Origin of the sequence: Methyloprofundus sp. (genome assembly GCF_965251085.1) — a bacterium.
Taxonomy (GTDB): Bacteria; Pseudomonadota; Gammaproteobacteria; order Methylococcales; family Methylomonadaceae; genus Methyloprofundus.
Window position 1 is genome coordinate 3,366,374 of the sequence record NZ_OZ252594.1, and the last position, 25,575, is coordinate 3,391,948.

The following is a 25,575-nucleotide window of genomic DNA, read 5'->3' on the forward strand; positions in this document are numbered from 1 at the left end:
ATGGAGAGCGTTTGTAGTGTCAAAATGCCAAAGCTCCATCGGCACTGTCCAACAAACGGTTCAGATTGTGGTTCGTTGCGCTCTCACAATCTATCCATATTCGTTAGGTCTTGTTTGCAATGGCTCTATTGACCATCATTTCAACTGCGTCACTCATTTCAACTGGTAATAATACAATATTAGGGTGCTTGGTTGCATACACTCTGAAAATTTCATCTGCAAAAGCTTGACCAATAGATAGTACATCTGAAAAATCAAAAATCACATTAGTAAATCGCTCAACCCTAATCAGAAGCCTTTTCGCTTGAGAGCGGGAAACCAGTTTTTCATTTTCGTATGCTGCTAATTTCACAGGGATTACAGTCTTATTAAATTGAAAATCATCAGGACCCGCTGTGAAATCATCAAAAATACCCTTAATAGTTCTGTCTGATTTCCTATTGATTTTCATGTAAACTAAGGTTCCAGAACTTTCTTGTAATAAGTTTGAGTCAACTAAAAAATCAAATTCTAGCTTATCTTGATGACTAAATTTCAATCCCGTAGAATCAATTTCGAACAAGTCAAAAATTCGAGAAGTAAAAAACACACCTTCACCTGAATGATTATCAGGATCAGTTGTCAACTTACCCTTTGAAAGTTCTAAAATAGCTTGTTTTTCATCGGTTAAATTACATAAGCGCTTAATCCTACTGAAGATTCCTTCTCCATCATCTATAATGAGCATAGTTACATTTTCTAGATCCCTTTCTACAGTAATATATACAGTTTTCCCTTCAGAATGATCAATCGAATTATTGACCATTTCTGTAAATCCATAATGGCATATGTCAATTAAATCCTCAGATAAACCTTCGAAGATAAATGCGAAATGATCCCTCCAAACTTTATCTTCAGTAAAAGCTTCAGATAGTTCAAATAACGATTGATATTTTCGCCTATCCCCTAAAAAGTATTGTTTGCCTTTGCCTTTTCCTTGAGAGGACAGCCAACTATCTGACTCCAAGCGTCTCAAATGAATATACGTCGCTTGCGGAGAAATAGAAAAAATATTTGAAATATGTTTTGCAATATCTTTTGGGTGATGTTTAACGTCTCTTAGTATTTGACGCCTAATTATCTCCCCACGCTCTTTATTAGAAGCCATAGTTTATCCTTTAAGAAAAGAACTTTCTTAAAGGATAAACTAATTTTACTTAAAGGACAAGAAATGGAAAGTAAATATAGGGCCAAGCCGAATAGGGCCAGATCCCGGTGCGAATTATAGTTATTTTCTGTGAAAACATTTACCTGATTACGTACAACTCTCAGCCATAGTAGAATAAAGCTTGAAACATCAGTATGTTAAAAACCTCGTCATTCCCGAAGTCTGTTATCGGGAATCTATGCTTATCCGACTAGATTCCTGCTTAAAACATGCAGGAATGACGAAGTATAGCTGAGGGTTATGGGTAATCAGGAACATTTATGACCTGGATACTTTAACTGTATTGTAGAACCGATTTCACCCCCCTCCGCAAGTCTTGTCTTATCAAATAATTCACCAAACCGAGACTTTTTGCCGCATGGTATAGTGCATGAGTTTATGGTATATTTTTAATTTCTTTAAAGATATTCATTCCAAATACTATGTAATTGACTTTATTCGGGTCAAAAGGGAATTTAACTTTTTATAATTCAAGGAGAGAACATGCACAATAAATTAATCCAATTATTTTTTACATTCGCTTTGATGACAGCTTCTAGCGCTAGCTTGTCTGAAGTACGCCTATCAACAGAAGAACGTCTTACATTGGTCGCGCTTTACCAGGCAACTGATGGTGCAAACTGGAAACAAAATACTGGCTGGCTAGGTGAAGAAGGCACTGAATGTGAATGGTTTGGTATTAAATGTAGCGAATCAAGGCATGGTATAAGCATCAGCATTGCATTACCTCATAATGGTCTAAAAGGGGTATTCCCAGTTGAAATAAGTCAAATAAACACTCTATCTGGGCTAGACCTAAGTTATAACCAATTAACAGGTCTTATCCCTGCTGAAGTGGGAGCCTCCTCGCTACGAGCGATAGACCTTAGTCACAACCAGATGAGCGGCCAAATTCCAGAGGAATTGGCCAATTTATTGCATTTACGTACACTGAATCTTGATAATAACTTGTTTAGTGGTGATGTTCCCGTTGAACTGAGCCAATTATATAAGCCTGTGTTTGGCTTAAGAAACCTGACTCTATTTAATAACTGCTTGACCCTTCCTGAGCCTGAGGCTCAGCAACTACTTGATACGCTGATTGATTCTTACAATAGTCTGGATGATGCCTGCGCTCAACAAACGAATCTTATTTCAGATGCTGAGCGCTCGGCCTTAATAAGCTTTTATCAGTCTACAGGTGGCGATGAATGGAACTATAATGAAGGCTGGCTGGGAGAGGCTGGGACAGAATGTGACTGGTTTGGTGTGAGTTGTCATAACAACAGCGTATTGGCCATTGATCTACCGCAAAATAATTTAATAGGTGAACTACCATCTGATATTGCATTATTAACGCAGTTACAGTATTTATCATTAATCGGAAACGAACTGACAGGAGGTATTCCTTCCGAAATAGGAGAACTGTCTCAGCTAAGCAAACTGTATCTGAATGGCAATCAATTAAGCGGCAATCTACCAACCGAGTTAGGGCAGTTATTTCAGCTCTGGTCTTTTGAAGCGTATAGAAATCAATTGACAGGCTCTATTCCTGCTGAATTACAGGGATTAACAAAACTGCAAACCCTGGTTCTTGAACGCAATTTATTAACTGGAAATTTACCCCCAGAGCTAGCTCAATTAATTTCTTTACGCAGACTATCGCTGGGAAACAACCAATTTACGGGTAATATCCCTACTGAGTGGGGAGAGTTGAACTTATTATCTTTTTTAAGTCTCTCTTCTAATCAATTGACAGGCAATATTCCTGCCGAACTAGGCGACTGGAGCCAGTTAACAAGGCTTTATCTTGGTTATAATCAATTATCAGGTAGTCTACCTGCTACATTAGGACAACTTACTAACTTAACCGATATACAGTTAAATAATAACCAGCTTGTGGGTAATATTCCCGCTGAGTTTGGGGGGCTACAAGCACTCACTTCAGTGAAGATGAACCACAACCAATTGAATGGGTCGATTCCAGCTGAATTAGGTCAATTGGAACAGCTAAAATTTCTGTGGCTGAGTGATAATCAGTTAACAGGTGCTATGCCAAAAGAACTAGGCCAGTTGCACCAATTATCGCGTTTACAACTGGATAATAACGCACTCACTGGGTCTATTCCAAGCGAATTATCAGCCGCTGCTAAACTGACCACAATTGATCTCGATAATAACCAGCTAAGCGGTGAAATTCCTGCTGAACTGGGAAAGTTAAGCGAGTTATCTCGATTAGTCCTTAGTCATAACCAACTAGGGGGATCTATACCTGTTGAATTAGCACAGCCGGAATATTTAAGGGAGCTATATTTGAATGATAACCAGCTAACCGGGAGCATTCCCGTTGAGTTTGGGCAGATGGCCAGGTTGGTCTTTTTTGATGTCAGCCATAATCAGCTTAGTGGCACTATCCCTGTTGAAATAACGGGTATTGCAGGGCTCGATACTTTTAGAGTGGATCATAACTTTCTAAGCGGTGCGATTCCAGCGGAAATGAGCTTACTGAGTGGTTTGAGTACACTGGATCTGAGTAATAATTATTTTACTGGCCAGATTCCTGCAGAGCTCTTGCAATTACCACGCTTATGGGAGCCTAATCTTAAGCATAATTGTTTAAGCCCACTGGCATCAGAAGCAACCGCGGAACTATTACAGGATACCTATAAGCATCAAGATTATTGTGATTTAAGAGGTGACAAAATTCCTTCAGTTGATATTGCACAAAGTTACGCTATCAATATTCCTGAAATCTATCTGCAAGGTCAATCTTACCGTGTCATACTGCAGAGATACAATCATCCTGACGGTTTAGATGCCTGGTATTGGCGGGTCGCAATGATCGAAGCTCATGATGAAAACGTTCAACAGGCTAGATTAATGTTGGCTTTGCCAGTCACTATTGATGAGTCATTGAATATCACATTTCATCAAATACAGGTGGGCACACAGACGATAAGTGCCAATATTGATTTTTATGAAAACCCTTATGATGCAGAAGGTGTGTATTTTCGTTATGATTTTGATGCAAAATAGCATCAGCCCTTAACGCTGCTTACTTAGTGCTTGAACGGAAATAACTAAATCCCCTTTAAAATCAGCTAACTATGCTATAATAACAGCTAATAAAACGATTGAAGATTCAAAAACCGCCATTTTAGTATTTTTCATACAAAACACATAAGTCACTGTTTTTAAATAGGTCTTGTTATCCAAAAAGTGCATTAGCAAATACTGAGCCTTCAATATCAGCCCTCTATTAGCAAAACTTCGCCGCAAAAAAACCATGAGAAATGTCATATCATCACAACTGGAAATAGGACAAGTCGATATTGCCAACATCGTCATTGATGTCACATCACGCGATGATATTCCACTCATCCTGCTGGGCTTGCAACACATCTATACAACTGGCCCTTTAAAAGAAGCTGTTTTCAAAATTCTTCAAGAAGTCATCCCGCGCAAGAACAAAAAAGGCAGTGATGAAACAGCTGCCGTCTCATCAAATAAAGGTCGTCCCGGCATGGAACAGTGGCGTATTCTGGTATTAGGCACCTTACGGGTAGCACTCGGTGCTGACTTCGATCGTATCCAGGAACTCGCCAACGAACATCGAACGCTCAGAATGATGCTAGGGCACGGTACTTTTGATGACAAAAACTATCGCTTACAAACCCTAAGAGATAATCTAAAGTTATTTACACCTGAGATCATGGATCGCATTAATACTGAAGTCATTCGCTCGGGTTATCAGTTGCTTAATTTAGAGTCCACTGCATCCATTCAGGGGCGTTGCGATTCATTTGTCTTAAAAACCGATGTTCACTTTCCAACCGACATTAACTTGCTTTACGATGTGATGAGGGTCTTATTCCGTCAGTGTGTTTACTGGTGCCAGGAACACGACCTTCCCGATTGGCGGCAGCATAAACATAACCTCACTGAATTCAAACGACAATATAGACGGATTCAAAAGCTGCGTCATTCCACCTCGAAGGACGAAAAGAAAAAACGGGCTCAGGCCGATTTCATTTGTAACGCACATCAGGTTTATATTGATTTAGCTCAAAAGTACCTGAACCGAGTCACTCAAAGTTATGCGTTATTAATAAGCACCTATAAGGTTCCAGAAGTCCTATTGCTTAAGATGCAAACCTTTCTCCAGCATGGCGATCGACAAGTCGATCAGATCAGACGACGCGTGATTGAGGGAGAAACCATCCCTCATGATGAAAAAGTATTTTCCCTGTTTCAGCCACATACCGAATGGATTAGCAAAGGCAAGGCAGGGGTTCCCGTTGAATTAGGTATACGCGTCTGTATAGTTGAAGACTACCACGGATTCATACTGCATCATAAGGTCATGCAAAAAGAAACGGATGATAAAATAGCCATAGGTATGGTTGAAGCGACACAAGCGAAATTTCCAGCGTTCAATGCGTGTAGTTTTGACAAAGGCTTTCATAGCAAGAGCAATCAAAGTGGGCTGAAAGAGATACTTGATGAAGTGACTTTGCCGAAAAAAGGGAAATTATCGGTCAAGGACAAGGAACGTGAATATGCCGATCAATTTAAACAGGCCAAAAAGAAACACTCAGCTGTTGAGTCGGCCATTAATGCATTGCAGGTTCATGGATTGAGTCAATGTCGGGACCATGGAATTGATGGTTTTGAACGCTATACCGCACTGGCTGTATTATCAAGGAACATACAAAAAGTGGGCGCAATTAAACGAGATATGGAACGACAACGATTGGCCAAAGAAAAAAAGAAAGCCGCTTAAGTTTTTTAAAGAAAGTGGCCTTACTGAGGGATTAGTATGTCTGAAAAGTGGCACAATAGCATTGTGCTGAGCAAATTCGTAATAATGGGTGGATTGTTATCTCAACTAAGCCAAATCGGAAAATATTATGGTAGATTGGGTGTGATGTTTTTTTAAAAAACTGACTTTTCGTTCAGGCACTAGATAACATAACCTAACAATTCCACATAAGTTTCTACTGGTGCTCCGAGCATAATCTTCTACCTTTCTTGAGTCCTAACGGCTAAAATCACCGGGAAAACAAAGCAGAAGGAGGCACGACTCGCGCTTTGTTTTTTCCGAGTATGTTTTTATTGTTAGCTGCCATTTTCATGTAATCTGCCTTCTACATACTTATGCAGGATGCTGGCTACCAGCGTTTGATACGGAATACCCTCAGAGAGTGCTCGTTTTTGTAATCCGCGAAGGTCTTTAGACGGAAGTCTAATATTGATTCTTGCATCTTTCTGAAACATCGTTTTAGCGTATTCTTTGTGTCTCTTCTGAGTTTCAGATGCATTCTTAGCTTGTTTGACGTTTCCTGACTCAAACGCTTCCAGAATTTCGTTCTCTTCTTGGTCTAATTTAATCATTTTTTGACACCTAAGCTAAGTATTGTTTTGTAAAAACAAAAGGGTCAAAGCAAAAGCAAAGAAAAAGGGGCTGACTCGATTGAAAATATTACCTTTTACATTGGTTTTACTTGATTCGTACATTAGCCAGCCTGGCCATTGAAATATGTTTCATTTAAATACTCAAGATATGACTCAGGCTGAGGAGCTATGCTCGGCCGTGACATCATGAATTCTGCCCAATTATCTCGATGCATAACCCTTAACATATGGTCTGAATCAACATATTGATGCACAACTAAAGGGATAAAAGCTGGACTTATTCCAGCTTTACCGGCAATTTCGTTTGTAACCTCTGATACTGTTTCTAGCACTGAACTTGGTAGATCATTTGAAGATAAGTACTGTTCTAGCTTCTCTTTCAAGGTAAGCGCTCAATGAAGCACGTACTACCCCTATTTAGAAATATCAGATTTTTTAATATTCCAGGGTAGCAGAGCTTCGACTTTATCAACCGTATCAGCATAAGGTAAAGCAGTGAGAACCTGCTTAAGATATTCATAAGGTTCCAGCCCATTTGCTTTTACTGTTTCTATCAGGCTGTAATGTATTGCACTGGCGTGAGCACCTGCTGGGGTATCAGAAAATAACCAGGCTTTTCGTCCTATCACAAACGGTCGAATCGCGTTTTCTGCCAGGATATTGCTAATATTGAGCTCACCATGAGTACAATACACATTGAGTTTTTCCCACTGGTTACTCAGGTATGTCATTGCCTTACCTGTCAAACTATCTTTAGGGACTTTGTGCTGGTTATTTTCCAGATAAACTTTGAGCTGGCTCAGTACAGGAACACTTTTTTCCTGGCGTTGCTGATATTTTTCATCGACTGGCAGTTCTTTGATTTCTCGCTCAATGGCATACAGCTTATTAATCAAGCTCAGCACCTTGGTGGCTTTTGAGGGTTTGTTGTTTTTTCCCTTTTTGGCTTTTGGCTCTGCCTTCTGGGCATCTTTAAAATAACGGCGCGCGTGGTCCCAGCACCCCAGTTGAGTGATGCCGTTTTTTAGGCACGCGGCATTGTACCCTGCATAACCATCGGTTTGCAGATAACCACGATAGCCATCAAGCAGGCGCAGGGGTACTTCCTGACTTCGGGAAGGATCGTATTCAAATAAAATGCTTTTTTCACCGGGTGGCCCGCCAAGTGTCACCCACATATATTTATCGGATGTCGCTGACCGCCCCGGTTCTTTTAAAACCTGAACCCGCGTTTCATCGGCCCGTATCACTGCCCCTGCCTGTTGATGCTCTCGCATCAGGTTAATCAGGGGCTGAAGTTGTTTGGCCAGTGCGATCATCCAGTTTGCTAATGTGGTTCTGGAGAGTTCACCCCCATAACGAGACAAGATGCCTTCTTGCCGATACAAAGGTAATCCGTCTGCATACTTGGCGATAATGACAAAGCACATTAAACTGATACTTCCCATTGCTCTGGCAATCGGATGTTTGGGCATTTGAGCTGCTTTAACCTGGCGTTGTTTTTCGCCGTCAACGTGTTTAACAAAAACGGCTTTTTCCTGCATGTATTCAAGGACACGTACTTTAGCAGGGATAATATCTAGCTCTTCTTTCACTTTAGTGAAGAAAGTATCAATAGCGCCTTCTTTTTCTTCATCCGTTAAACGAAAAAAAATTTGCTTGCGTGGTAATTTATCTGAAAAAGGTTTACGTCCTGGCTTTTTCTTAGTACCCGCTGAACCTGTTTGTTTATCGTCCTCAGACGCTACATCAGCTTCTAGGTCTAATTCCTCATCGCTATCCGCTTCATTCTCAGCTTCATCAAACAAAGAGCTTTGATGAGATTGTTCACTGGATGGCGCAAAGCGTTTTATTTTGGATAAACGAAGTGTCTCTTCCAGGATAAGGATGCGTTTTTTCTGTTCGGAAATAACGCCAGATTTAAGCTCAATGACACGCGTTAGATCATCAATAGCCTCTTCTTTTTCAAGCAACAAAGCAACGCTCTCCGACAGCAAAGAACCGGCTTTATCTTGTTGTTTTATATTTGAAATATCGGCTAAAATCATGCTGATATTATAGCATTTATAGTGGCAATAATGAACCTAAAAACACCTAAAAAACAGACTCATATTGAAGTTTTTGATGACCCTTCATCGCACTAATATCGTAGCCATCCAGCAGCCAGTTTAACGGCTGCCCCGTTAAGGTTATTGTCTCTTCATCCCCTTTAGGCCACTTAAACTTTTCTTCTGCTAATGACTTGTAATAAAGTACAAAACCATTATCTTCCCAGAACAGACATTTAATCTTATTCCGCCGTTTATTCGTAAAGGCATACAGATACCCCTCAAAAAGATTATGGCCTAACTCGCATTCAACAATAGCCGATAGTCCGCGGTGTGACTTACGAAAATCAATAGGCTGCCGATACAGATACACTTCCGTTAAAGACAGGGATGGACGCATAACGACGGTCGTCATCGTAACAACTCAAGCAAGGGTTGAATAAACTGTATATTGCCCGGGAAAATACCTTCCAGGCATGTACCATCATTAAATCGTAAGGATAATCCAGTGCCTGGAGCAGCCGCAGGAACCTCACCAAGCCGAATATGCGCAAAACCGGAAGGGGCCGTCGGTTTTACTCTCGATTTGCGTTTCCAGTAACTGAATTTTTGTGGGCATAAGTCGTGTTGCCGACAATAAGCCGCTTGTGATTACCCAGAGGCTTGCCAGTGTTCTATGTGGATAGGCCAGAAAGTCTTCGCCCGTATTTTTTCTAACGCTGCCATTTAAAATCCCCTTGTAATTAACGATGGGGATAGTGTGGCATTAATGTAAGTGACTGGGAATTACGTTGAGAATTGATCGCTTACCTTTCAAGCAAACCCTAATAAAGCCTTCCCGAACTTTATTACCTAAATCCTGCAAGCCCATATTTTGACTCTCATTAACCTGTCTAGCTAAGTGGTTATTAGGTTTTTACTGCCGCTTTGCCAGCCCTCTTTGTCCAACCGATCAAAATATCCAGATTTAAATCATAAATAGAGGAAATTTTTTGTATCGTATGGATATCCCCCGAGCCCAAGGCAATAAACACCCTGCCAACGTGCCATGACCTTTTAATCAAAGTGACTTAACTTCGGTTAATGTTAAGCGAGTAACCCCACCTTAACCCAATCATCCCATTCCTGTGGATAGAGCGGATCTGCAGGTGTTCTGACTCTCAGCTGATTATTGCCTGTGAGTAATTTTCCAGCCACCCGAATCAGATAAGTACGAAGTGTATCCGGCTCCCATTGGCACAACGTTTTGTTGCCACTCAATTGAGCCATCCAGCGCACGGTATTGTAGGCAAGAACGGCGCAATGAAATAATGCGGCATTAGCCAGAAATTGATTCGTTCTGATTTTACCTAAACCCATTTGTGATTTTGCTTCTTCAATCCATGTTTCGCACGTCGCTCGTTCACCATACTTCTTATGTGTTTGCCAAGGCGATAGAGGTTCAGTTGTTACATAACAAAAATAGTCATATTCTGCCGTATCCCAAAGCTCGGACTGAGGTCCTGTCACTTGTTTAGGTTGCTTTATCCTGACCGCGACAAACTGACGAGAGCGAGACCAGCCACCACAACGATATTGAAACTCGCTCTGCTCCCAACCGGGTCGGCCTTGTATGGCTGTCCAGGCCTGTTTGGCCAGCAATGCGTTCAAATTCTTAAGTTTAACCTTTATTAGATACCCATGCCCTCTGGTATCGAGAAATTCAAGCAAATCACCGACAAAATAACCACTGTCACCGCGAAAAATAATGCGCATCCGATTGGGCAAGTGTGCAAGTAACTGTTTGGTAAATTCTACAACACCATTGCTTGTAAAGGCATTGCCTGTCCGGAACCAGGCTTGTAAAATTTCTTTTGTTTCCGCTAGAAAAGCGAGTTGTGGATGGTATGAACGGGCACCTTTCTTTTTGGGGTTGAAGCCTTTGGCACTTCCTTCTTGTCGACCACAAACGGTGTCCACAGTTGAATCGACATCGACCCACTGGACGGATTGTATGCCAGTTTTCGATTTTCCGGAACGAAGCAATCGCCGCCAGTGTTGACCACGCAAAGTATGCGTGAGCGTTTCAAACTGGCTTATCTGCCTATCACTTACTTCTTTAAAGATCCGTAAAATTGTGGTTTCAACAGGAATCTTTATCCAGCCAGCTACTTTGCGCAGTACGCTATCTGCCCATACGGTCGTCACCTTTGCCATTGATGTTGCTCCCCCCATCATGCCAACCAACGTCAATAGAACCACATCAGATAAGTGATGGTCTGCATTTTCACCCCGCCGATGTGGAACGCTTTGTTTTACGGTTTTTTCAAAACCTATCCTGTCTAAATATTTCACGACGGGAATCAGTCCCGCCTGGCTTGTCAATCCATGTGCTGTAGATGTCATTTTTACCGTTCGGGTACGGTTTCTTACGTGAGATGAGGATTTTGATACTTTAGAGGGCTTCATTAAAACAATGAGATAGTGAAATCAGGAAAATGATATTATATCATTGTTTAATAAGGAGTTTTGTGGATTATTATGTATAATGCTTGCAGGATTTAGGTATTAATTTTATCGGCGCTAATTCCCCCCCAAACACGATCAGACTCATTATGCTCAGACACTGTTGAATCATCATAAAGCTTATCGGCTCCCGTCATTTTATCAACGTCTTTTTGTGATGAGAACAAACCTATTTTGTAAGCGCTCAATAGTCAGCGTACTTCACGGCAACTCAGATTAATGCCAAACTATCCCCATTGTTAAATACCACGGGGAATTTTAAATGGCAGCGTTAGAAAAAATACAGGAAAAGACTTTCTGGCCTATTCACATAGAGCACTGGCAGGCATCAGGCCAATCACAGGCAGCTTATTGTCGGCAACATGATTTATGCCCGCAAAAGTTCGGCTACTGGAAACGTAAATCGACTGTAAAGCCTACTACTTCCCCTACAGGATTTACGCGCATTCGGGTTGACGAGGGTATCTCACCGGATCTAGCTATTGGATTATCCTTACGATTTAATGATGGCACACGTCTGGAAGGTATTACGCAGGACACTATGTCGTGTATTCAACCACTGCTTGAGCTGTTGCGGTGACGGTTGTTATGCGTCCATCCCTGTCTTTAACGGAGGTGTATCTGTATCGGCGTCCCATTGATTTTCGTAAGTCACACCGAGGGCTATCGGCGATTGTTGAATGTGAGTTAGGGCATAATCCTTTTGAGGGGGCTCTCTATGCCTTTACGAATAAACAGCGGAATAAGATTAAATGTCTGTTCTGGGAAGATAATGGTTTTGTCCTTTATTACAAGTCATTGGTAGAAGACAAATTTAAGTGGCCTAAAGGTGATGAAGAGACATTAACCTTAACAGGACAGCCGTTAAACTGGTTGCTGGATGGCTTTGATATTAGCGCGATGAAGGGTCATAAAAAACTTCAATATGAGTCTGTTTTTTAGCTGTTTTTGTGTTCATTATTGCCACTATAAATGCTATAATAAAGCCATGATTTTAGCCGATATTTCAAATATAAAACAACAAGATAAAGCCGGTTCTTTGCTGTCGGAGAGTGTTGCTTTGTTGCTTGAAAAAGAAGAGGCTATTGATGAACTGACGCGTGTGATTGAAGTTAAGTCTGGGGTGATTTCCGAACAGAAAAAACGCATCCTTATTCTGGAAGAGGTACTACGCTTATCTAAAATAAAACGCTTTGGGTCATCGAGTGAACAATCTCATCAATCCTCTTTGTTTGATGAAGCAGAGAATGAAGCAGATAGCAGCGAGGAATTAGACCAGGAAGCTGATGAAGCACCTGAGGGCGATAAGCAGACAAGTTCTACTGGCACGAAGAAAAAGCCGGGACGCAAACCCTTTTCGGATAAGTTACCCCGCGAGCAAATTTTTATTTATTTAACCGATGAAGAAAAAGAAGGTGCTATTGATACTTTCTTTACTAAAGTGAAAGAAGAGCTGGATATTATTCCTGCTAAAGTACGTGTTCTTGAATACATGCAGGAAAAAGCGGTCTTTATCAAACAGATTGAAGGCGAAAAACAACGCCAGGTTAAAGCCGCACAAATGCCCAGACACCCTATTGCCAGAGCAATGGGAAGCATCAGTTTAATGTGCTTTGTTATTATCGCCAAGTATGCTGACGGCTTACCTTTATATCGGCAAGAAGGCATCTTGTCTCGTTATGGGGGTGACATCTCCAGAGCGACATTAGCAAACTGGATGATCGCACTGGCTAAACAACTTCAGCCCCTGATTAATCTGATGCGAGAGCATCAACACACAGGGGCAGTCATACTCGCTGATGAAACGCGGGTTCAGGTATTAAAAGAACCGGGGCGGCCAGCGACCTCAGATAAATATATGTGGGTGACGCTTGGCGGGCCACCGGGTGAAAAAAGCATCCTGTTTGAATACGATCCCTCTCGTAGTGGAGACGTCCCCATGCGCCTGCTTGACGGCTTTAGTGGCTATCTGCAAACCGATGGCTATGCGGGGTACAATGCCGTGTGCCAAAAAAACAGCATCACCCAGCTGGGGTGCTGGGATCATGCGCGTCGTTATTTTAAAGATGCCCAGAATGCACAGCCTAAACGCAAAAAGGGACAAAATAACAAACCCTCAAAAGCAGGTAAAGCGCTGAGCCTGATCAATAAACTGTATGTCATTGAGCGAGAAATTAAAGACCTGTCAGTGGATGAAAAATATCAGCAGCGCCAGGAGAAGAGCATTCCTGTATTGAGCCAGCTCAAAGCCTATCTGGAAGAAAACCAGCATAAAGTACCTAAAGATAGCCTGACAGGAAAGGCAATGACTTACCTGAGTAACCAGTGGGAAAAACTCAATGTGTATTGCACCCATGGTGAACTCAATATTAGCAACATCCTGGCAGAAAATGCGATTCGCCCGTTTGTGATAGGGCGCAAAGCCTGGTTATTTTCTGATACCCCTGCGGGTGCTCGTGCCAGTGCAATACATTACAGCCTGATAGAAACAGCTAAAGCAAATGGGCTGGAGCCTTATGCATATCTTAAGCAGGTTCTCACTGCTTTACCTTATGCTGATACGGTTGATAAAGTGGAGGCTTTGTTGCCCTGGAATATTAAAAAATCAGATACGCCTGAATAGGGCAAGTACGTGCTTCGTTGAGCGCTTACCCTATTTTAATGGAAGGCCAAGTAACAAATACTAAAACTGGGCTAGCAATTACCCAGCGCCAAAGGCTATCGAAATAAACAATGAAAAATACAGCAACAGCTAATGATACGATAGCTGTTGTTATAGGGATTAACCTTGAATTCACACCAACCTCCAATTTTGGTTCTGCACATAACGTCCGCATAAAGGGCTGACTGAAGCGCAGCGTAAGGAAGTCCAAGCCGCGTGTTTTTTGCGGCTGATCTTTGATGCGTTTGCTATGTGTTTGCATATTTAAGCATGCCATTGATTAATTCTAGAGGGTCTTTATTTTTGATTTTTAAATACTCAGGATCATCTTGCTCATATAGTGTTTGAGCCGCTGTACGATTACAAACCACCTTGAACCACTCAGTATATTCGTTGACCGAACGATTAAATTTTTTTAAAGCTCTGCCATTAAGAGTTGCTGAGTAATCCATCGCGGCTTCATGTTGCTTATGATATTCAGCAGAAACCATAATGGTTGGATTTTCACCATTTTCTATTTGTAAGGTACAACGGCGAAATGCCTTTTTAAGTTCTATGGCTGCATTGTGCCTAGATTGTATCTTTCCTCTACGAATGGCAAATGCATGGCCAAGATAAGCCCCGAGCATAAGCCCAATAAGCGTACCTGTTGAAAATGCTCCTAGCCCAAATTCAGGCATGATCATTTACACATAACGCCTACTTCACCGGAAAATGAAAGTTGCAGAGCGAAGCGACGCAGCTTTATTTTTTCCGAGTGCAAGCATTTTTTAGGTTCGATGACGCGCCAAGTTAACCGCATTATTTTCTATCTCTACCAAAACTAGGATGTCTACGTTGATGCTTAACAACAGTAACTCTAAGTATTTCATTATCAATGACTCGAAAATAAATCACATACGGAAAACGTTCCATTAAAGAACGTTGTATACCAGCTTCAACCATAACCCACATATCTGGCATTGAAGATATTTTTATTATCTGTTTTTCAAACTCATTTAAAAATTCTGAACCTAATCCCGAAGAACATTGATCATAATATTTAATTATATTCCTTAATTCTTCTTCAATTATAGGATGATATTCAACTCTCACTTCTTAGGTTATTCATTAGTTCATTGTGTGAAATTGGAGTGACTTTCCCAAACTCAATCTCTCTATCTCTAATTTTTGATAAAATAATTGCTTCGTCATCTGATATATCTTTTGGTAATTTAAATGGGGCTTCAAGGCTTTCCCAAATTACTTCGGCTAGTGTTGCTCGATCATGTGGTTTCAACCCCAAAACCTCGACTGACATCTCATCAATATTCATGATAATCACCTATTAACTCTATTTTTAATATATTCATAATTGTATTATTAATGCATGAAAGCTAAAAATACATTCATCGTAACTGTTCACAACCCCTTTAAAAAATTGAGATTGGGGAGGGTAGAACGCTCACCATTCATCCATAATTATACTTGCTTTACTTTTTACCTCCAACAAAGATCTTCCTGATTACCCATAACCTTCATCTATTTTCAATAACCTCCCAGGCATGGGAGGGGTTCTTACTGCAATATACCCCAGCCGGGGTATCATATCCTCTAGCTGAAAGCACCGATTAAAGCGATAACATACAAAAAATAGGATCAGGTCCCGAATTGAAAATTATAGATATTTTTTCGTGAACACATTTATGACCTGGAAACTTTAACTTGAGTTATCGCTGGACTTGTTTGGCTTTGCCATAGATATTGTTTGCCTGATAACTACGATCCTTAAATTATAGAAGTTAGGTTCATAATTATAGTGTACCCCTGTACATAGAAATTAAATCCAGCCACAAGTTCAGAACACCTGACCTCGACATAAAGAAATCAAAAGCTTACCGTTTTCACAAGATAATTAGATGACACTAACGCGCGTAGGTTGGCGCTGAGTATGCGAAGCCCAACATGATATTGCACAGTGATTGTTGGGCTTCGCATACTCAGCGCCAACCTACATGTTAATCATTGGTATCAAGTTATTATCCTAGAGTTCAGGTGGTCTGAAGTTAACTGTTTGGGTCAAATTGTTCAAGCATGAATATAAACTATTTCACCCGGTTTAATCTGATCAAACAATAAGCAAACATCAGCGTTCGCCATTCTGATACAACCGTGTGATTCTGGTTTACCTTGCATTAACTGATCCGGGCAACCATGAATATAAATATAGCGCCATGTGCTATCAACCTTGCCATAACGATTAAATCCAGCTTCCAGCCCACCTAGCCAGAGTATCCGGCTTAAGATCCAGTCTCGGTCAGGGTATTGCCGGCTTATTTCAGGTCTATATATTTCTCCGGTAGCCCGTCTACCAACAAAAACACTGTTTAAAGGCTGATTATCGCCAATTCTGGCGCGGATTTTATGCCAGCCTAATGGTGTGCATTCCGAGCCCATTGCCTGGCCTACCCCATTTTTAGCGGTTGAAACCGGATAGCTCTGTAGTACTGTATTATTTTCAATAAGGTTCAGCGTCTGAGTTGTGATACATATTTCGATATAACGTTGGGGTAAAGTATCAGCTAGCATGCTAATCGTTCCTCAAGATTCTATTGTAGGGCGCGGCTTTAGCCCGCCGGGTTCTTAATCCTAGAAAAATCAGTTGCTCACGATTTCTAGCACAAGCTTTTGATTCCACCGCACTTCCAAAAAATGTCCGCTTAACCTATGGGTGAAGCTAAAATTTTTTGAAAGTATTATATTAATTCAATATCTTGCACTATAAATTCGCACTCAACTGATTTTTCTAAGTTAATTCGCGCACAGGCGTATATACTTCGCGCGGTGACGGTTGCGGCTTTCTACCATGAAGGACATGAAGTTTAGCGTTTTAAATGTATTCCGTATGGAGCTTGCGAAATACAGGAACTGGCTCAGCACAAGCTTGCATAGAATCTTATTGAAGGCGGGCTAAAGCCACGCCCTACAACTCCTTATCTCGCGAACTTTATTTTTTAAATAAAGCTATCGATTCAACATGCCCTGTTTGCGGGAACATATCCATTACGCCTGCTTTAACTAAAGTGTAGCCTAATTCATTCACCAGAATCCCGGCATCCCTAGCTAAAGTCGAGGGATTACAGGAAACATACATCACCAGTTCCGGCTCCCATTTTTTCAGATTATGCAACACGTCGGATGCGCCTGCTCGTGACGGATCTAACATCACTTTATTATACTTTTGTCTTGCCCAGGCTTGATCACTGACATCTTTACTTAAGTCAGCCGCAAAAAATTCAACATTGCTTAGATTATTCAATAATGCATTTTCTTTCGCATGATTGACTAGTGGCTGATCGCCCTCAACACCTACGACATGCCCTGCTTTGGTCGCAATAGGTAAAGTAAAGTTGCCTAGCCCACAAAATAAATCCAACACTCTATCCTGCTCATTAAAATCCATCTCCTGCATGACCCGGTTGACCATCAGACGATTAATTTCATAATTTACCTGGGTAAACATAGCCGGTTTAAAGCGAAAAGTTATGCCCTGATCCGGTAATGAGTAGGTTGGAATCACTTCCGGTTCGCCATCAATCGGCACGATGGTATCCGGACCTTTGGATTGCAGGCACATCGAGATGTTGTGCTGATGTCCAAAGGCACGCATAATTTCTTTATCTTCATCCGTTGCGGGTTCCAGCACGCGAAAAGCAAGCACACAGTCCTGATCGCCTATGGCAACTTCGATTTGTGGAATTTTATCTTTAATGCTTAATTGGCCTATCATTGCCGATAAATCCATCAGTTTCTCACCGATGATAGGGTGCAATACTTTACAACTTTCTATTTCCGCTAGAAATTGATTGCGCCGCTCTCTAAAGCCAACTAATACGCGGCCTTTTTTTGCCACATATTTAACCCCCATACGTGCTTTGCGGCGATAGCCCCAGTGTGGACCTATTAACGGCTCCCAGTATTCTGAAATAGCAACTTTGCCTATGCGCTGAAATTGCTCGGCTAATAATCCTTGCTTTATAACAATCTGCTGCTCATCTTTAACATGCTGAAAGCTACAACCACCACAACGGCCAAAATGTGCACAAGCCGCTTCTCCCCGATCCGGTGATTCGGTAAGCAAGGTTTCCACTTTGCCCTCAGCATAGTCTTTGCGGCTATCGGTATAAATAAACTCCAGTTCTTCTCCTGGCAAAGCTTCATCTATAAATACCGCTTTACCATCGACATGAGCAACACCCCGGCCATCATGGGTGAAAGCTTCTATAGTGACTTTTACAGGATCTTCGGGGAGTTTTCTTTTCTTATGATATCGTCTACGTGCCATCTTTTAATTTTTTTATTAAGGAACACGCACGGAATAACTGTTTCGCATTATATGGGGCGCAGGTCTTTAGCCTGCATTTTAAAGAGCGGACTAAAGATCCGCGCCCCTTTCAGCTTCAATTATAACGCGCACATTTTGAACTAGGTTTTTCCCTGCAAAGCCAGGCGAATAATATCTTCACAACTTTTATCTTCTTGCGCGATCCCCTGCACCATTTTACTGGCATCTTGCGCTTTGTACCCTAAAGCACATAAAGCACTAATGGCTTCTTGTTTTGCACTGCTTCTTGTTAGACCGCTGCCCTGCTCTACATTATTATTCCCACTTGTGCTTTCATCCAGTGTGGGTAATTTATCGCGCATTTCTATAATCAAACGCTCGGCTGTCTTCTTACCGACACCCGGTAGGCGAATTAAAGTAGCCGTATCATTATCATGAATACAACGATGAAACTCATCTGCGCTTTGCCCTGATAATATGGTTAATGCTAATTTTGGGCCTACGCCATTTACTTTAATAAGCGTACGGAACATCAATCTATCCGATTCAGTCGAAAAGCCAAACAGAATATGCGCATCTTCGCGTACCACTAAATGGGTATGTAAATGCACGGTTTCATCCATAGCCGGAAGATTATAAAAGGTGGTCATCGGGGCTTCTATTTCATAGCCCACACCCTGCACATCTAACACCAGCAATGGCGGCTTTTTGCTGACTAATTTACCGCGTATAAATCCAATCATGAAGGCACGCCCTGATTTATTCGTCTTTGTGTTTGTTGAAAATTTGCATGACATAGGCTGATGCCTAGCGCATCACTGGCATCTATCTGTAATTCACCCGTAATACCTAGCAAAATTTTTACCATATGCTGCACCTGTAATTTGTCCGCTGAACCCTTACCTACCACTGCTTGTTTGACCTGACGTGCTGCATACTCAAATACTGGAATATCAAATAGCTGTACAGCACAAATAGCCGCGCCACGCGCCTGACCTAATTTTAAAGCGGAATCTGCATTCTTATGCATAAACACTTGTTCAATCGCCATTTCCGTCGGCTGATGTTCTTCAACTATATCGCTAATGCCAGCAAAAATCTGCTTTAAGCGCAGAGGAAAATCATCTCCTTTAATACGCAAACAGCCACTGGCTACATATTGATAGCCAGTGGCTGTTGTGTCTATCACACCAAACCCTGTTAAGCGTGAACCCGGATCGATGCCTAAAATTCTGCTCACTTATAATGCATCTTCAAGTTGCATCATCACTTCTTCACTAATATCAGCATTAGTATAGACACTTTGTACATCATCCAGATCTTCTAATACATCGACTAAACGCAATATTTTTTCAGCATCATTAACGTCAAGCTGGTTTAAAATTTCTGCCTGCATGGTTACTTCGCCACCTTCCGGTTCATACCCTGCAACGACCATCGCTTCCTTAACATTCAAATAGTCTTCCCACGCGGTCATCACATCAGCAGAGCCATCATCATTGGTGATGACATCTTCAGCACCTGCTTCTAAAGCAGCTTCCATTAAGGCATCTTCATCGATACCACTAGCATAGCTAATAATACCGACCTTATTAAACATATAGGCAACCGATCCATCGGTTCCAAGATTACCACCGGCTTTCGTAAAAGCATGACGTACTTCGGCAACTGTGCGGTTACGGTTATCTGTTAAACAATCAACCAATACGGCAATACCACCCGATCCATAGCCCTCATAGCGTACTTCTTCATAATTAACACCATCCATAGCCCCGGTTGCTTTTTTAACCGTATTATCGATAGTATCGCGCTTCATATTTGCGCCTAGAGCTTTATCAATCGCAGACCGTAAGCTGGGATTACTTGCAGGATCAGCAACGCCTGATTTTGCCGCTACCGAAATCTCACGTATGACTTTGGTAAATAATTTTCCCCGTTTTGCATCCTGGCCTGCTTTACGGTGCTTAATATTCGCCCACTTACTATGTCCTGCCATTATTTCTCTCTATAAGGGTTTTTTACTGCACTCACAAACTGCAGCCGGTGAAAAAAACTGATTCTATCATAAAAATGGGGCGTAGGCTTTAGCCAGCCTACTTAGCATGGGTGTGATTAAAAGTGACGTAAATATGAATTGCATTATTGTAGAGCGGACTTCAGTCCGCAATTCATGCTGAAATATAGCGGACTAAAGTCCGCTCTACAACTTTGCTTGTTACGATTACTGCACTTTTAATCACACCCACTAAGGCAACTCGCAACAAATACCCCCCCATCTTGCTAGTCTTTTTATCCGTCTTCAGCGTTGTAGAAATAGTTACGTAGCTAGCTATGCGCCTGTTTCTACGCCTTGAAGACAAACAAAAATCCTGCGCAATATGGGTGGGGTATTTATTGCGCGTTACCTAAGTACCCAAGCATTGCTAAATCAAGCCTTTAATTTGATACTGGCCTTTAGTCTTTAATGTTATCTGGACTGCCTTATTGGTATCATTTCTCCAGTACCAGCCATGCGTTCCCGAAAATGGTGTCGTCAATAAGCCGTTTGAGTGACTCGCTGTACTCTCGCGATACGATTTAAAATAGCCTGTCTTATCGCCTGCGGGTTCGCCATGAAAATCAAAATATAAGTCCGAACCATCGCTTAGCCATGCATAGGCGATTTCATCACCCTGCTGTATATGAAATTTATATTCCAGGCCGGATTTTGCAGGGACTGTAATGATAACAATATCCTGCCAGTCTGATTGATTTTCCCCTACCGGACATGAGATCACAGCTTTGGTATTGTCCTGTGGTGTCTGGGCTAATGCAGTTAAGCCTAGTTTCTTGCCCAGGCCTGTTGGATCTATGCCATATTCAGCAGGTCCGACAAATGCAATCAAGATAAATAAAGCCAACAGAATTGCACAGACAATGCTGATAATCAGTGTCTTCAGGGATTGAACAGGTACAATTACTTCAGTCATAAGTCTTGTGTTATTAGTAAAAGGTAACGCGCAATAAATAACCCACCCATCTTGCTGGTCTTTTTGTCCGTCTTCTGCGTTGTAGAAATAGTTACGTAACTAGCTATGCGCCTATTTCTACGCCTTAAAGACAAACAAAAATCCTACGCAATATGGGTGGGTTATTTATTGCGCGTTACCTAAGTACCCCGTCATTTGATAGCCAAACAATACCAGCCCTGCCGCCATTAACAAAGTATTGGTAAGTACAGCAAAACTTAAATAACTATTAAAGCGTCGCCAGAAATTCAGAAGTATGACAATAAATAATAAAGCCAGAAATTGACCAATTTCCACACCCACATTAAAAGCCAGTAAGTTTTTCCACAGGTCTTGCTGAGGCAAATCAAAATCCTGTAACTTGGTCGCTAAACCCAGGCCGTGAAACAAACCAAAAATCAGTACCGCTATTTTGGTATTGGGTTGCCTGGCAAACAGTCGTTGAAAACCACCTAGATTATCGAAGCCCTTATAAACCACAGACAAGCCTATAATTGCATCAATTAAATATGCATTGACGGATAGATTATCCAGAACACCGAAAAACAGCGTTAAGCTATGGCCCAGAGTAAATAAACTAACATAAATCAAGATATCCCGGGTACGGAATAAAAAGAAAACCACCCCGAGTAGGAATAATAGATGATCATAACCGGTGAGCATATGCTTGGCACCGATATACATAAACGGACCTAAAGCAACACCTTGATTAGCTTGTAGGAACTGCATGGTATTGGCATCAACACCATGCGCCACAGCGACAGAAATGCACAGCAGAGTGAGTGCTATCACAGTCAATGAAGTAGAAAATCTGACTGGATTGATATATTTTGTTGTACCGCTATTCAACATATTAATTGTTTGCTAACTCATCATAATCAATAAATTACTTTGTAGGCTGGGTTAGATTAGCAAGCAAAGCGTAGATAACGTAACCCAGAATTTTGGTCTATACGCAAATCTTCTGGGTTACATTTTTATTGCTGCGCAAAAAAAATCTAACTCAGCCTACGGTATTGAAGCTCAATATCAATGACTAAAACGACTCACCAAAACTATCTTGATAACGCGCTTTAAATTGCTCCATAGTAAAACTATGATTCTGCGTGCCATGATGCTCAATTTTCATTGAGCCCAGTAAAGAAGCAATACGCCCTGTTGTTGGCCAGTCATATTCATTCATAATACCAAACAACAACCCTGCGCGATAAGCATCTCCGCAACCAGTAGGGTCACTTAATTGTTTTGCCTTCGCAGAGGGAATATCGATACATTGCCCCTGAGTATAAATCTTAGAGCCTTCCCCGCCTAATGTAATAACCAATGCTTCAACTTGTTCGGCTATTTGCTCCAAAGTTAAACCGGTGCGATCCTGCATAAGTTCAGATTCATAGTCATTAAAGGTTGCCCAGGTTGCTAAGCCTAATAATTCCACTAACTCTTCACCACTGAACATAGGCATGCCCTGACCAGGATCAAATATAAAAGGAATGCCTGCCTCTACAAATTCTTGCGCATGCTGTTGCATACCTAGCTTTCCATCAGGTGAAACAATCCCCACTTCTATATCTGTATCCTGAGGCACTGAATTAGTATGTGAATCATTCATCGCGCCCGGGTGAAAAGCAGTAATCTGGTTATCATCCTCATCGGTAGTGATATAAGCCTGCCCGGTATAATGAGCATCCAGTTTGCTGATATATTCACATGAGATTTTACATTGACTCAACCATTGCGCATAAGGTTCGAAATCATGACCTACCGTTGCCATAATTTTAGGCTGTTCACCTAATAATTTTAAATTATACGCAATATTTCCAGCACATCCGCCAAACTCTCTGCGGATTGCGGGAACAAGAAAAGACACATTTAACATATGTACTTTTTCTGGAAGAATATGGTTTTTAAACTTATCGTGAAAAACCATAATTGTATCGTAGGCCATAGACCCACAAATCAATGCACTCATATATTATTTCCAAATTAAATTAAAATTAGCGCCCATGTAAAGGCTGCCAAAGTTAACGATAACATAACTGCTGCAGAACCGATATCTTTTGCTCTCCCTGAAAGTTCATGGTGCTCAAAGCCAATTCTGTCAATTGCTGCTTCAACAGCTGAATTTAAAAGTTCTACTAATAATACCCCGACTACGCTACCTATCAGTAACACCTGCTCAATATTATTATCCGTTATCCACAGTGCGATGGGAGCTGCCACTAAGAGTAAAAGCACCTCTTGTCTAAAGGCTTCTTCATGCTTCCAGATTGCTTTAAATCCAGCGATTGAAAAAAAGAATGCATTAACAATGCGTTTTAAACCTTTTGCTTGTTGTCCCGCCATTTTCCACAAACTCCTGTCAAGTAAAATTATATTAATATTTTCTGTTATCACAAAGACTAAGCTGCATTTAAGTCTTTGATTTTTATGAATGTATATTATTTGGTCAATTTAATAAAACTATATTCATTACAGTCCTTTAACAATGTTTGTTGCAAACTATCAACAGTGTTATCCACAGATAATGTGGATAGTTTTTATCTAAGGCACCTAGAAAGAGTGATTAGCTATTATACTTCGCGCTGTGACGGTTGCCGATTTTATAACCAGTCGATTTTTGTTGAGAACAAAGCCTGCCCCGTACTTGATACTGGGGCGGTGAAACAGGCGCATAACTAGCTACGCAAACGTGGCCGTGCGAAGTATAAGTTTAGGATATTGCTTGCTCATAACCCTCAGCATCAAGCAATCTGTCTAAATCATCCACATTTTTAATTTTTAAGCTAAATAACCAGGTATTGAAAGCATCTTCATTAACCTGTTCCGGTGCATCAGCCAATGATTCATTAATGGCAATCACTTCACCCGCGACAGGGCTAAATAAATCCGATGCTGTCTTAACCGACTCAACAACGGCACACTGTTCTTCGATTGCTAAATTACGGCCCACTTCTGGTAATTCAATATAAACAAGGTCACCTAACTCTTCCTGTGCAAAATCTGTAATGCCCACTTTTATTATATTGTCATCTTCTAACTTTACCCATTCGTGGGTTACCGCGTATTTTAGGTCTTCAGGATTCTGGCTCATACTTGTCTCACCTTTGTTTTTTTAATTATTGTTAGTGCGCATATTTTATCCTAAATTATTCATTTGACCTCTAATAATCCTAGAAAAATCAGTTGAGCGCGGAATTATAGTGCAAGATATTGGTTTCACAGTGATTTCAAAAAATCTTAGATTCACCCTTAGGTGTGTGGGTATTTCTTGGAAGTGCTGTGGGATCAATAGCTTGTGCTAGAAACCGTGAGCAACTGATTTTTCTAGGATAATAGTCCGAATACTTTATAATAAATTACATATCAAATAATCAGCCCAACCCTTATAAAGTCATCATGTTTAATCCATTGCCAATTCTTAGCATATTTTTCCTGCTTCTTGCTTTGATTTGTCAACCCGGTTTAGCAGATGATGACGCTATTCAACACTCCTATACTGGCGTAGTTATTGATGAAGCCACCCAGATTGCAACAGGCATAAAAACCCTGGAATTACAGTTTACTCAGAACAACCCCGAAATAGAAACCTTTGCTGTTCGGGTAGACCTCAGTACATTAATCAATCTGCGCAAAGACTATTTTCTGGCTAAAGCTAAGCAGCAAACAGCGCAGATTAAATTGCAGCGTAGCCAGAAAAATGTACTGCGTTTACAACATCTACAGCGAGATAAAGCCGTTTCCACGCGTAAATTGCACGAACAACAAACGCTGCTAAAAATTGATCAGACTACGTTTAATGCTGCGCAACTACAAAGTAATAATATCCTCTTATATGCACAAGTAAAATGGGGGCGTATTTTAAGTGACTGGTACTTAAGCTCAGCTAGCCCGTCTAAAAATATGCTAAAAACGCTTGACCACGGATTGTATCTTGTTAGCCTGCCGCCGCAAATCCAAACACCCAGTAACCGTATTTTTATCCAGCCTCTTGGCTTACGCGAAAAAGCAGAGACTGCTAGCTTAGTCTCTGCTGCACCTATTAATGAAAATAACCTACAACAAGCAGGCGCGACATATTTTTATCTGGGTGACCCGCCTGTAAAAGAGCATTTTCAACGTGTAACTGCCTGGCTACCATTAAATGCAGCAGAAGCTACAGGCGTTATTATTCCAGCATCAGCTTTAGTGTGGCATCTAGGTCAGGCTTATGTTTATCTGCAATTAGATGATGAACAGTTCAAACGTATCAAGATCACCCAGAAAAAACTCATCCACTCTGACGCTTATTTTATCCACAAAGAATTACAGCAAGGTGACAAACTCGTTAGTATTGGTGCACAAATGCTTTTATCAGAGGAATTCCGCAGCCAGATTCCGGCTGAAGACGATGATGACGATTGATAATCAGCAAAACTTTTCTTGATTAC

26 protein-coding genes and 2 pseudogenes are annotated in these 25,575 nt (G+C 41.2%); 6 read left to right on the top strand and 22 right to left on the bottom strand.

Translation table 11 applies throughout. The features are described 5' to 3' along the window. Positions 1–103: 103 nt before the first annotated feature. On the bottom strand, positions 104–1,147 hold the full coding sequence (locus tag ACQY3F_RS15660; RefSeq protein WP_428355871.1) for an STAS-like domain-containing protein: 1,044 nt from the start codon (positions 1,145–1,147) through the stop codon (positions 104–106). Between the two features lie 585 nt (positions 1,148–1,732). Between ACQY3F_RS15660 and ACQY3F_RS15665 the strand changes: the two genes are divergently transcribed. Both ACQY3F_RS15665 and ACQY3F_RS15670 read left to right on the top strand, forming a co-directional pair. After that, on the top strand, positions 1,733–4,222 hold the full coding sequence (locus ACQY3F_RS15665) for a hypothetical protein (protein ID WP_428355873.1): 2,490 nt from the start codon (positions 1,733–1,735) through the stop codon (positions 4,220–4,222). 250 nt (positions 4,223–4,472) lie between these two features. Next, complete coding sequence (locus ACQY3F_RS15670) at positions 4,473–5,969, top strand: ISNCY family transposase (protein WP_428355875.1); 1,497 nt, start codon at positions 4,473–4,475, stop codon at positions 5,967–5,969. 335 nt (positions 5,970–6,304) lie between these two features. Here ACQY3F_RS15670 and ACQY3F_RS15675 read toward each other — a convergent pair whose 3' ends face one another. The 6 genes and pseudogenes from ACQY3F_RS15675 to ACQY3F_RS15700 all read right to left on the bottom strand — a co-directional run bounded on the left by ACQY3F_RS15675 (position 6,305) and on the right by ACQY3F_RS15700 (position 11,097). Next, the gene (locus ACQY3F_RS15675) at positions 6,305–6,580 is read right to left on the bottom strand and encodes an antitoxin (protein ID WP_428355876.1); all 276 of its coding nucleotides are present in this window, start codon (positions 6,578–6,580) and stop codon (positions 6,305–6,307) included. 122 nt (positions 6,581–6,702) lie between these two features. Further along, complete coding sequence (locus tag ACQY3F_RS15680; protein ID WP_428355877.1) at positions 6,703–6,984, bottom strand: hypothetical protein; 282 nt, start codon at positions 6,982–6,984, stop codon at positions 6,703–6,705. Positions 6,985–7,014: 30 nt separating this feature from the next. Next, a complete protein-coding gene (gene tnpC / locus ACQY3F_RS15685; RefSeq protein WP_428355878.1) occupies positions 7,015–8,649 on the bottom strand; it encodes an IS66 family transposase in 1,635 nt (544 codons plus the stop codon). 46 nt (positions 8,650–8,695) lie between these two features. Continuing rightward, on the bottom strand, positions 8,696–9,049 hold the full coding sequence (tnpB, locus tag ACQY3F_RS15690; protein WP_428355880.1) for an IS66 family insertion sequence element accessory protein TnpB: 354 nt from the start codon (positions 9,047–9,049) through the stop codon (positions 8,696–8,698). An 11-nt stretch (positions 9,050–9,060) separates the two neighbouring features. Beyond that, positions 9,061–9,288 (bottom strand): annotated as a pseudogene (tnpA, locus tag ACQY3F_RS15695) (IS66 family insertion sequence element accessory protein TnpA); the annotation flags it as partial. A 447-nt stretch (positions 9,289–9,735) separates the two neighbouring features. Then, positions 9,736–11,097 (bottom strand): IS1380 family transposase, encoded by a 1,362-nt coding sequence (locus ACQY3F_RS15700; protein ID WP_428352972.1) that lies wholly within the window; start codon positions 11,095–11,097, stop codon positions 9,736–9,738. A 319-nt stretch (positions 11,098–11,416) separates the two neighbouring features. Between ACQY3F_RS15700 and tnpA (ACQY3F_RS15705) the strand changes: the two genes are divergently transcribed. From tnpA (ACQY3F_RS15705) to tnpC (ACQY3F_RS15715), 3 genes are read left to right on the top strand one after another with little or no spacing between them, the layout of a single operon-like run. Further along, positions 11,417–11,734, top strand: a complete 318-nt coding sequence (gene tnpA, locus ACQY3F_RS15705) for an IS66 family insertion sequence element accessory protein TnpA (RefSeq protein WP_428353774.1) — start codon at positions 11,417–11,419, stop codon at positions 11,732–11,734. Between the two features lie 8 nt (positions 11,735–11,742). Further along, complete coding sequence (tnpB, locus tag ACQY3F_RS15710) at positions 11,743–12,096, top strand: IS66 family insertion sequence element accessory protein TnpB (RefSeq protein ID WP_428353775.1); 354 nt, start codon at positions 11,743–11,745, stop codon at positions 12,094–12,096. A gap of 46 nt (positions 12,097–12,142) precedes the next feature. Then, positions 12,143–13,777 carry an IS66 family transposase gene (gene tnpC, locus ACQY3F_RS15715; protein ID WP_428355881.1) on the top strand — a complete coding sequence of 545 codons (1,635 nt, stop codon included), beginning with the start codon at positions 12,143–12,145 and terminating at the stop codon, positions 13,775–13,777. A 25-nt stretch (positions 13,778–13,802) separates the two neighbouring features. On the opposite strand, the gene ACQY3F_RS15720 is transcribed toward tnpC (ACQY3F_RS15715), so the two are convergent. The 15 genes and pseudogenes from ACQY3F_RS15720 to gcvH form a co-directional block, all read right to left on the bottom strand. Further along, on the bottom strand, positions 13,803–14,078 hold the full coding sequence (locus ACQY3F_RS15720; RefSeq protein WP_428355883.1) for a hypothetical protein: 276 nt from the start codon (positions 14,076–14,078) through the stop codon (positions 13,803–13,805). Then, positions 14,065–14,502: a hypothetical protein gene (locus ACQY3F_RS15725; protein ID WP_428355885.1), complete on the bottom strand. Its 438-nt coding sequence runs from the start codon at positions 14,500–14,502 to the stop codon at positions 14,065–14,067. The genes ACQY3F_RS15720 and ACQY3F_RS15725 overlap by 14 nt, the downstream gene beginning before the upstream one ends. A 115-nt stretch (positions 14,503–14,617) precedes the next feature. After that, positions 14,618–14,911 carry a type II toxin-antitoxin system RelE/ParE family toxin gene (locus ACQY3F_RS15730; RefSeq protein WP_428355886.1) on the bottom strand — a complete coding sequence of 98 codons (294 nt, stop codon included), beginning with the start codon at positions 14,909–14,911 and terminating at the stop codon, positions 14,618–14,620. Continuing rightward, positions 14,901–15,131 carry an addiction module protein gene (locus tag ACQY3F_RS15735; RefSeq protein ID WP_428355887.1) on the bottom strand — a complete coding sequence of 77 codons (231 nt, stop codon included), beginning with the start codon at positions 15,129–15,131 and terminating at the stop codon, positions 14,901–14,903. Before ACQY3F_RS15735 ends, ACQY3F_RS15730 begins: the two co-directional genes overlap by 11 nt. Before the next feature lie 189 nt (positions 15,132–15,320). Next, a pseudogene (locus ACQY3F_RS15740) lies at positions 15,321–15,437 on the bottom strand (IS1595 family transposase); the annotation flags it as partial. Between the two features lie 446 nt (positions 15,438–15,883). Next, positions 15,884–16,384, bottom strand: coding sequence for a L,D-transpeptidase family protein (locus tag ACQY3F_RS15745; RefSeq protein ID WP_428355888.1), 501 nt, complete (start codon positions 16,382–16,384; stop codon positions 15,884–15,886). 418 nt (positions 16,385–16,802) lie between these two features. Further along, positions 16,803–18,140 (bottom strand): 23S rRNA (uracil(1939)-C(5))-methyltransferase RlmD, encoded by a 1,338-nt coding sequence (rlmD, locus tag ACQY3F_RS15750; protein WP_428355890.1) that lies wholly within the window; start codon positions 18,138–18,140, stop codon positions 16,803–16,805. Between the two features lie 140 nt (positions 18,141–18,280). Further along, on the bottom strand, positions 18,281–18,883 hold the full coding sequence (gene ruvA, locus ACQY3F_RS15755) for a Holliday junction branch migration protein RuvA (RefSeq protein WP_428355892.1): 603 nt from the start codon (positions 18,881–18,883) through the stop codon (positions 18,281–18,283). Further along, complete coding sequence (ruvC, locus tag ACQY3F_RS15760; protein ID WP_428355893.1) at positions 18,880–19,380, bottom strand: crossover junction endodeoxyribonuclease RuvC; 501 nt, start codon at positions 19,378–19,380, stop codon at positions 18,880–18,882. Before ruvC ends, ruvA begins: the two co-directional genes overlap by 4 nt. Next, positions 19,381–20,136 carry a YebC/PmpR family DNA-binding transcriptional regulator gene (locus ACQY3F_RS15765; protein WP_428355894.1) on the bottom strand — a complete coding sequence of 252 codons (756 nt, stop codon included), beginning with the start codon at positions 20,134–20,136 and terminating at the stop codon, positions 19,381–19,383. It abuts the gene before it with no gap. A gap of 427 nt (positions 20,137–20,563) precedes the next feature. Then, positions 20,564–21,109 (bottom strand): hypothetical protein, encoded by a 546-nt coding sequence (locus ACQY3F_RS15770; protein WP_428355895.1) that lies wholly within the window; start codon positions 21,107–21,109, stop codon positions 20,564–20,566. Positions 21,110–21,274: 165 nt separating this feature from the next. Then, positions 21,275–22,000, bottom strand: coding sequence for a HupE/UreJ family protein (locus ACQY3F_RS15775; protein ID WP_428355896.1), 726 nt, complete (start codon positions 21,998–22,000; stop codon positions 21,275–21,277). Between the two features lie 184 nt (positions 22,001–22,184). Then, positions 22,185–23,117: a carbohydrate kinase family protein gene (locus ACQY3F_RS15780; RefSeq protein WP_428355897.1), complete on the bottom strand. Its 933-nt coding sequence runs from the start codon at positions 23,115–23,117 to the stop codon at positions 22,185–22,187. 14 nt (positions 23,118–23,131) lie between these two features. Further along, positions 23,132–23,491: a diacylglycerol kinase gene (locus ACQY3F_RS15785; RefSeq protein WP_428357704.1), complete on the bottom strand. Its 360-nt coding sequence runs from the start codon at positions 23,489–23,491 to the stop codon at positions 23,132–23,134. A 367-nt stretch (positions 23,492–23,858) separates the two neighbouring features. Further along, positions 23,859–24,239 carry a glycine cleavage system protein GcvH gene (gcvH, locus tag ACQY3F_RS15790; RefSeq protein ID WP_428355898.1) on the bottom strand — a complete coding sequence of 127 codons (381 nt, stop codon included), beginning with the start codon at positions 24,237–24,239 and terminating at the stop codon, positions 23,859–23,861. 305 nt (positions 24,240–24,544) lie between these two features. Between gcvH and ACQY3F_RS15795 the strand changes: the two genes are divergently transcribed. Then, positions 24,545–25,549: a hypothetical protein gene (locus ACQY3F_RS15795; protein WP_428355899.1), complete on the top strand. Its 1,005-nt coding sequence runs from the start codon at positions 24,545–24,547 to the stop codon at positions 25,547–25,549. Positions 25,550–25,575: the final 26 nt, after the last annotated feature.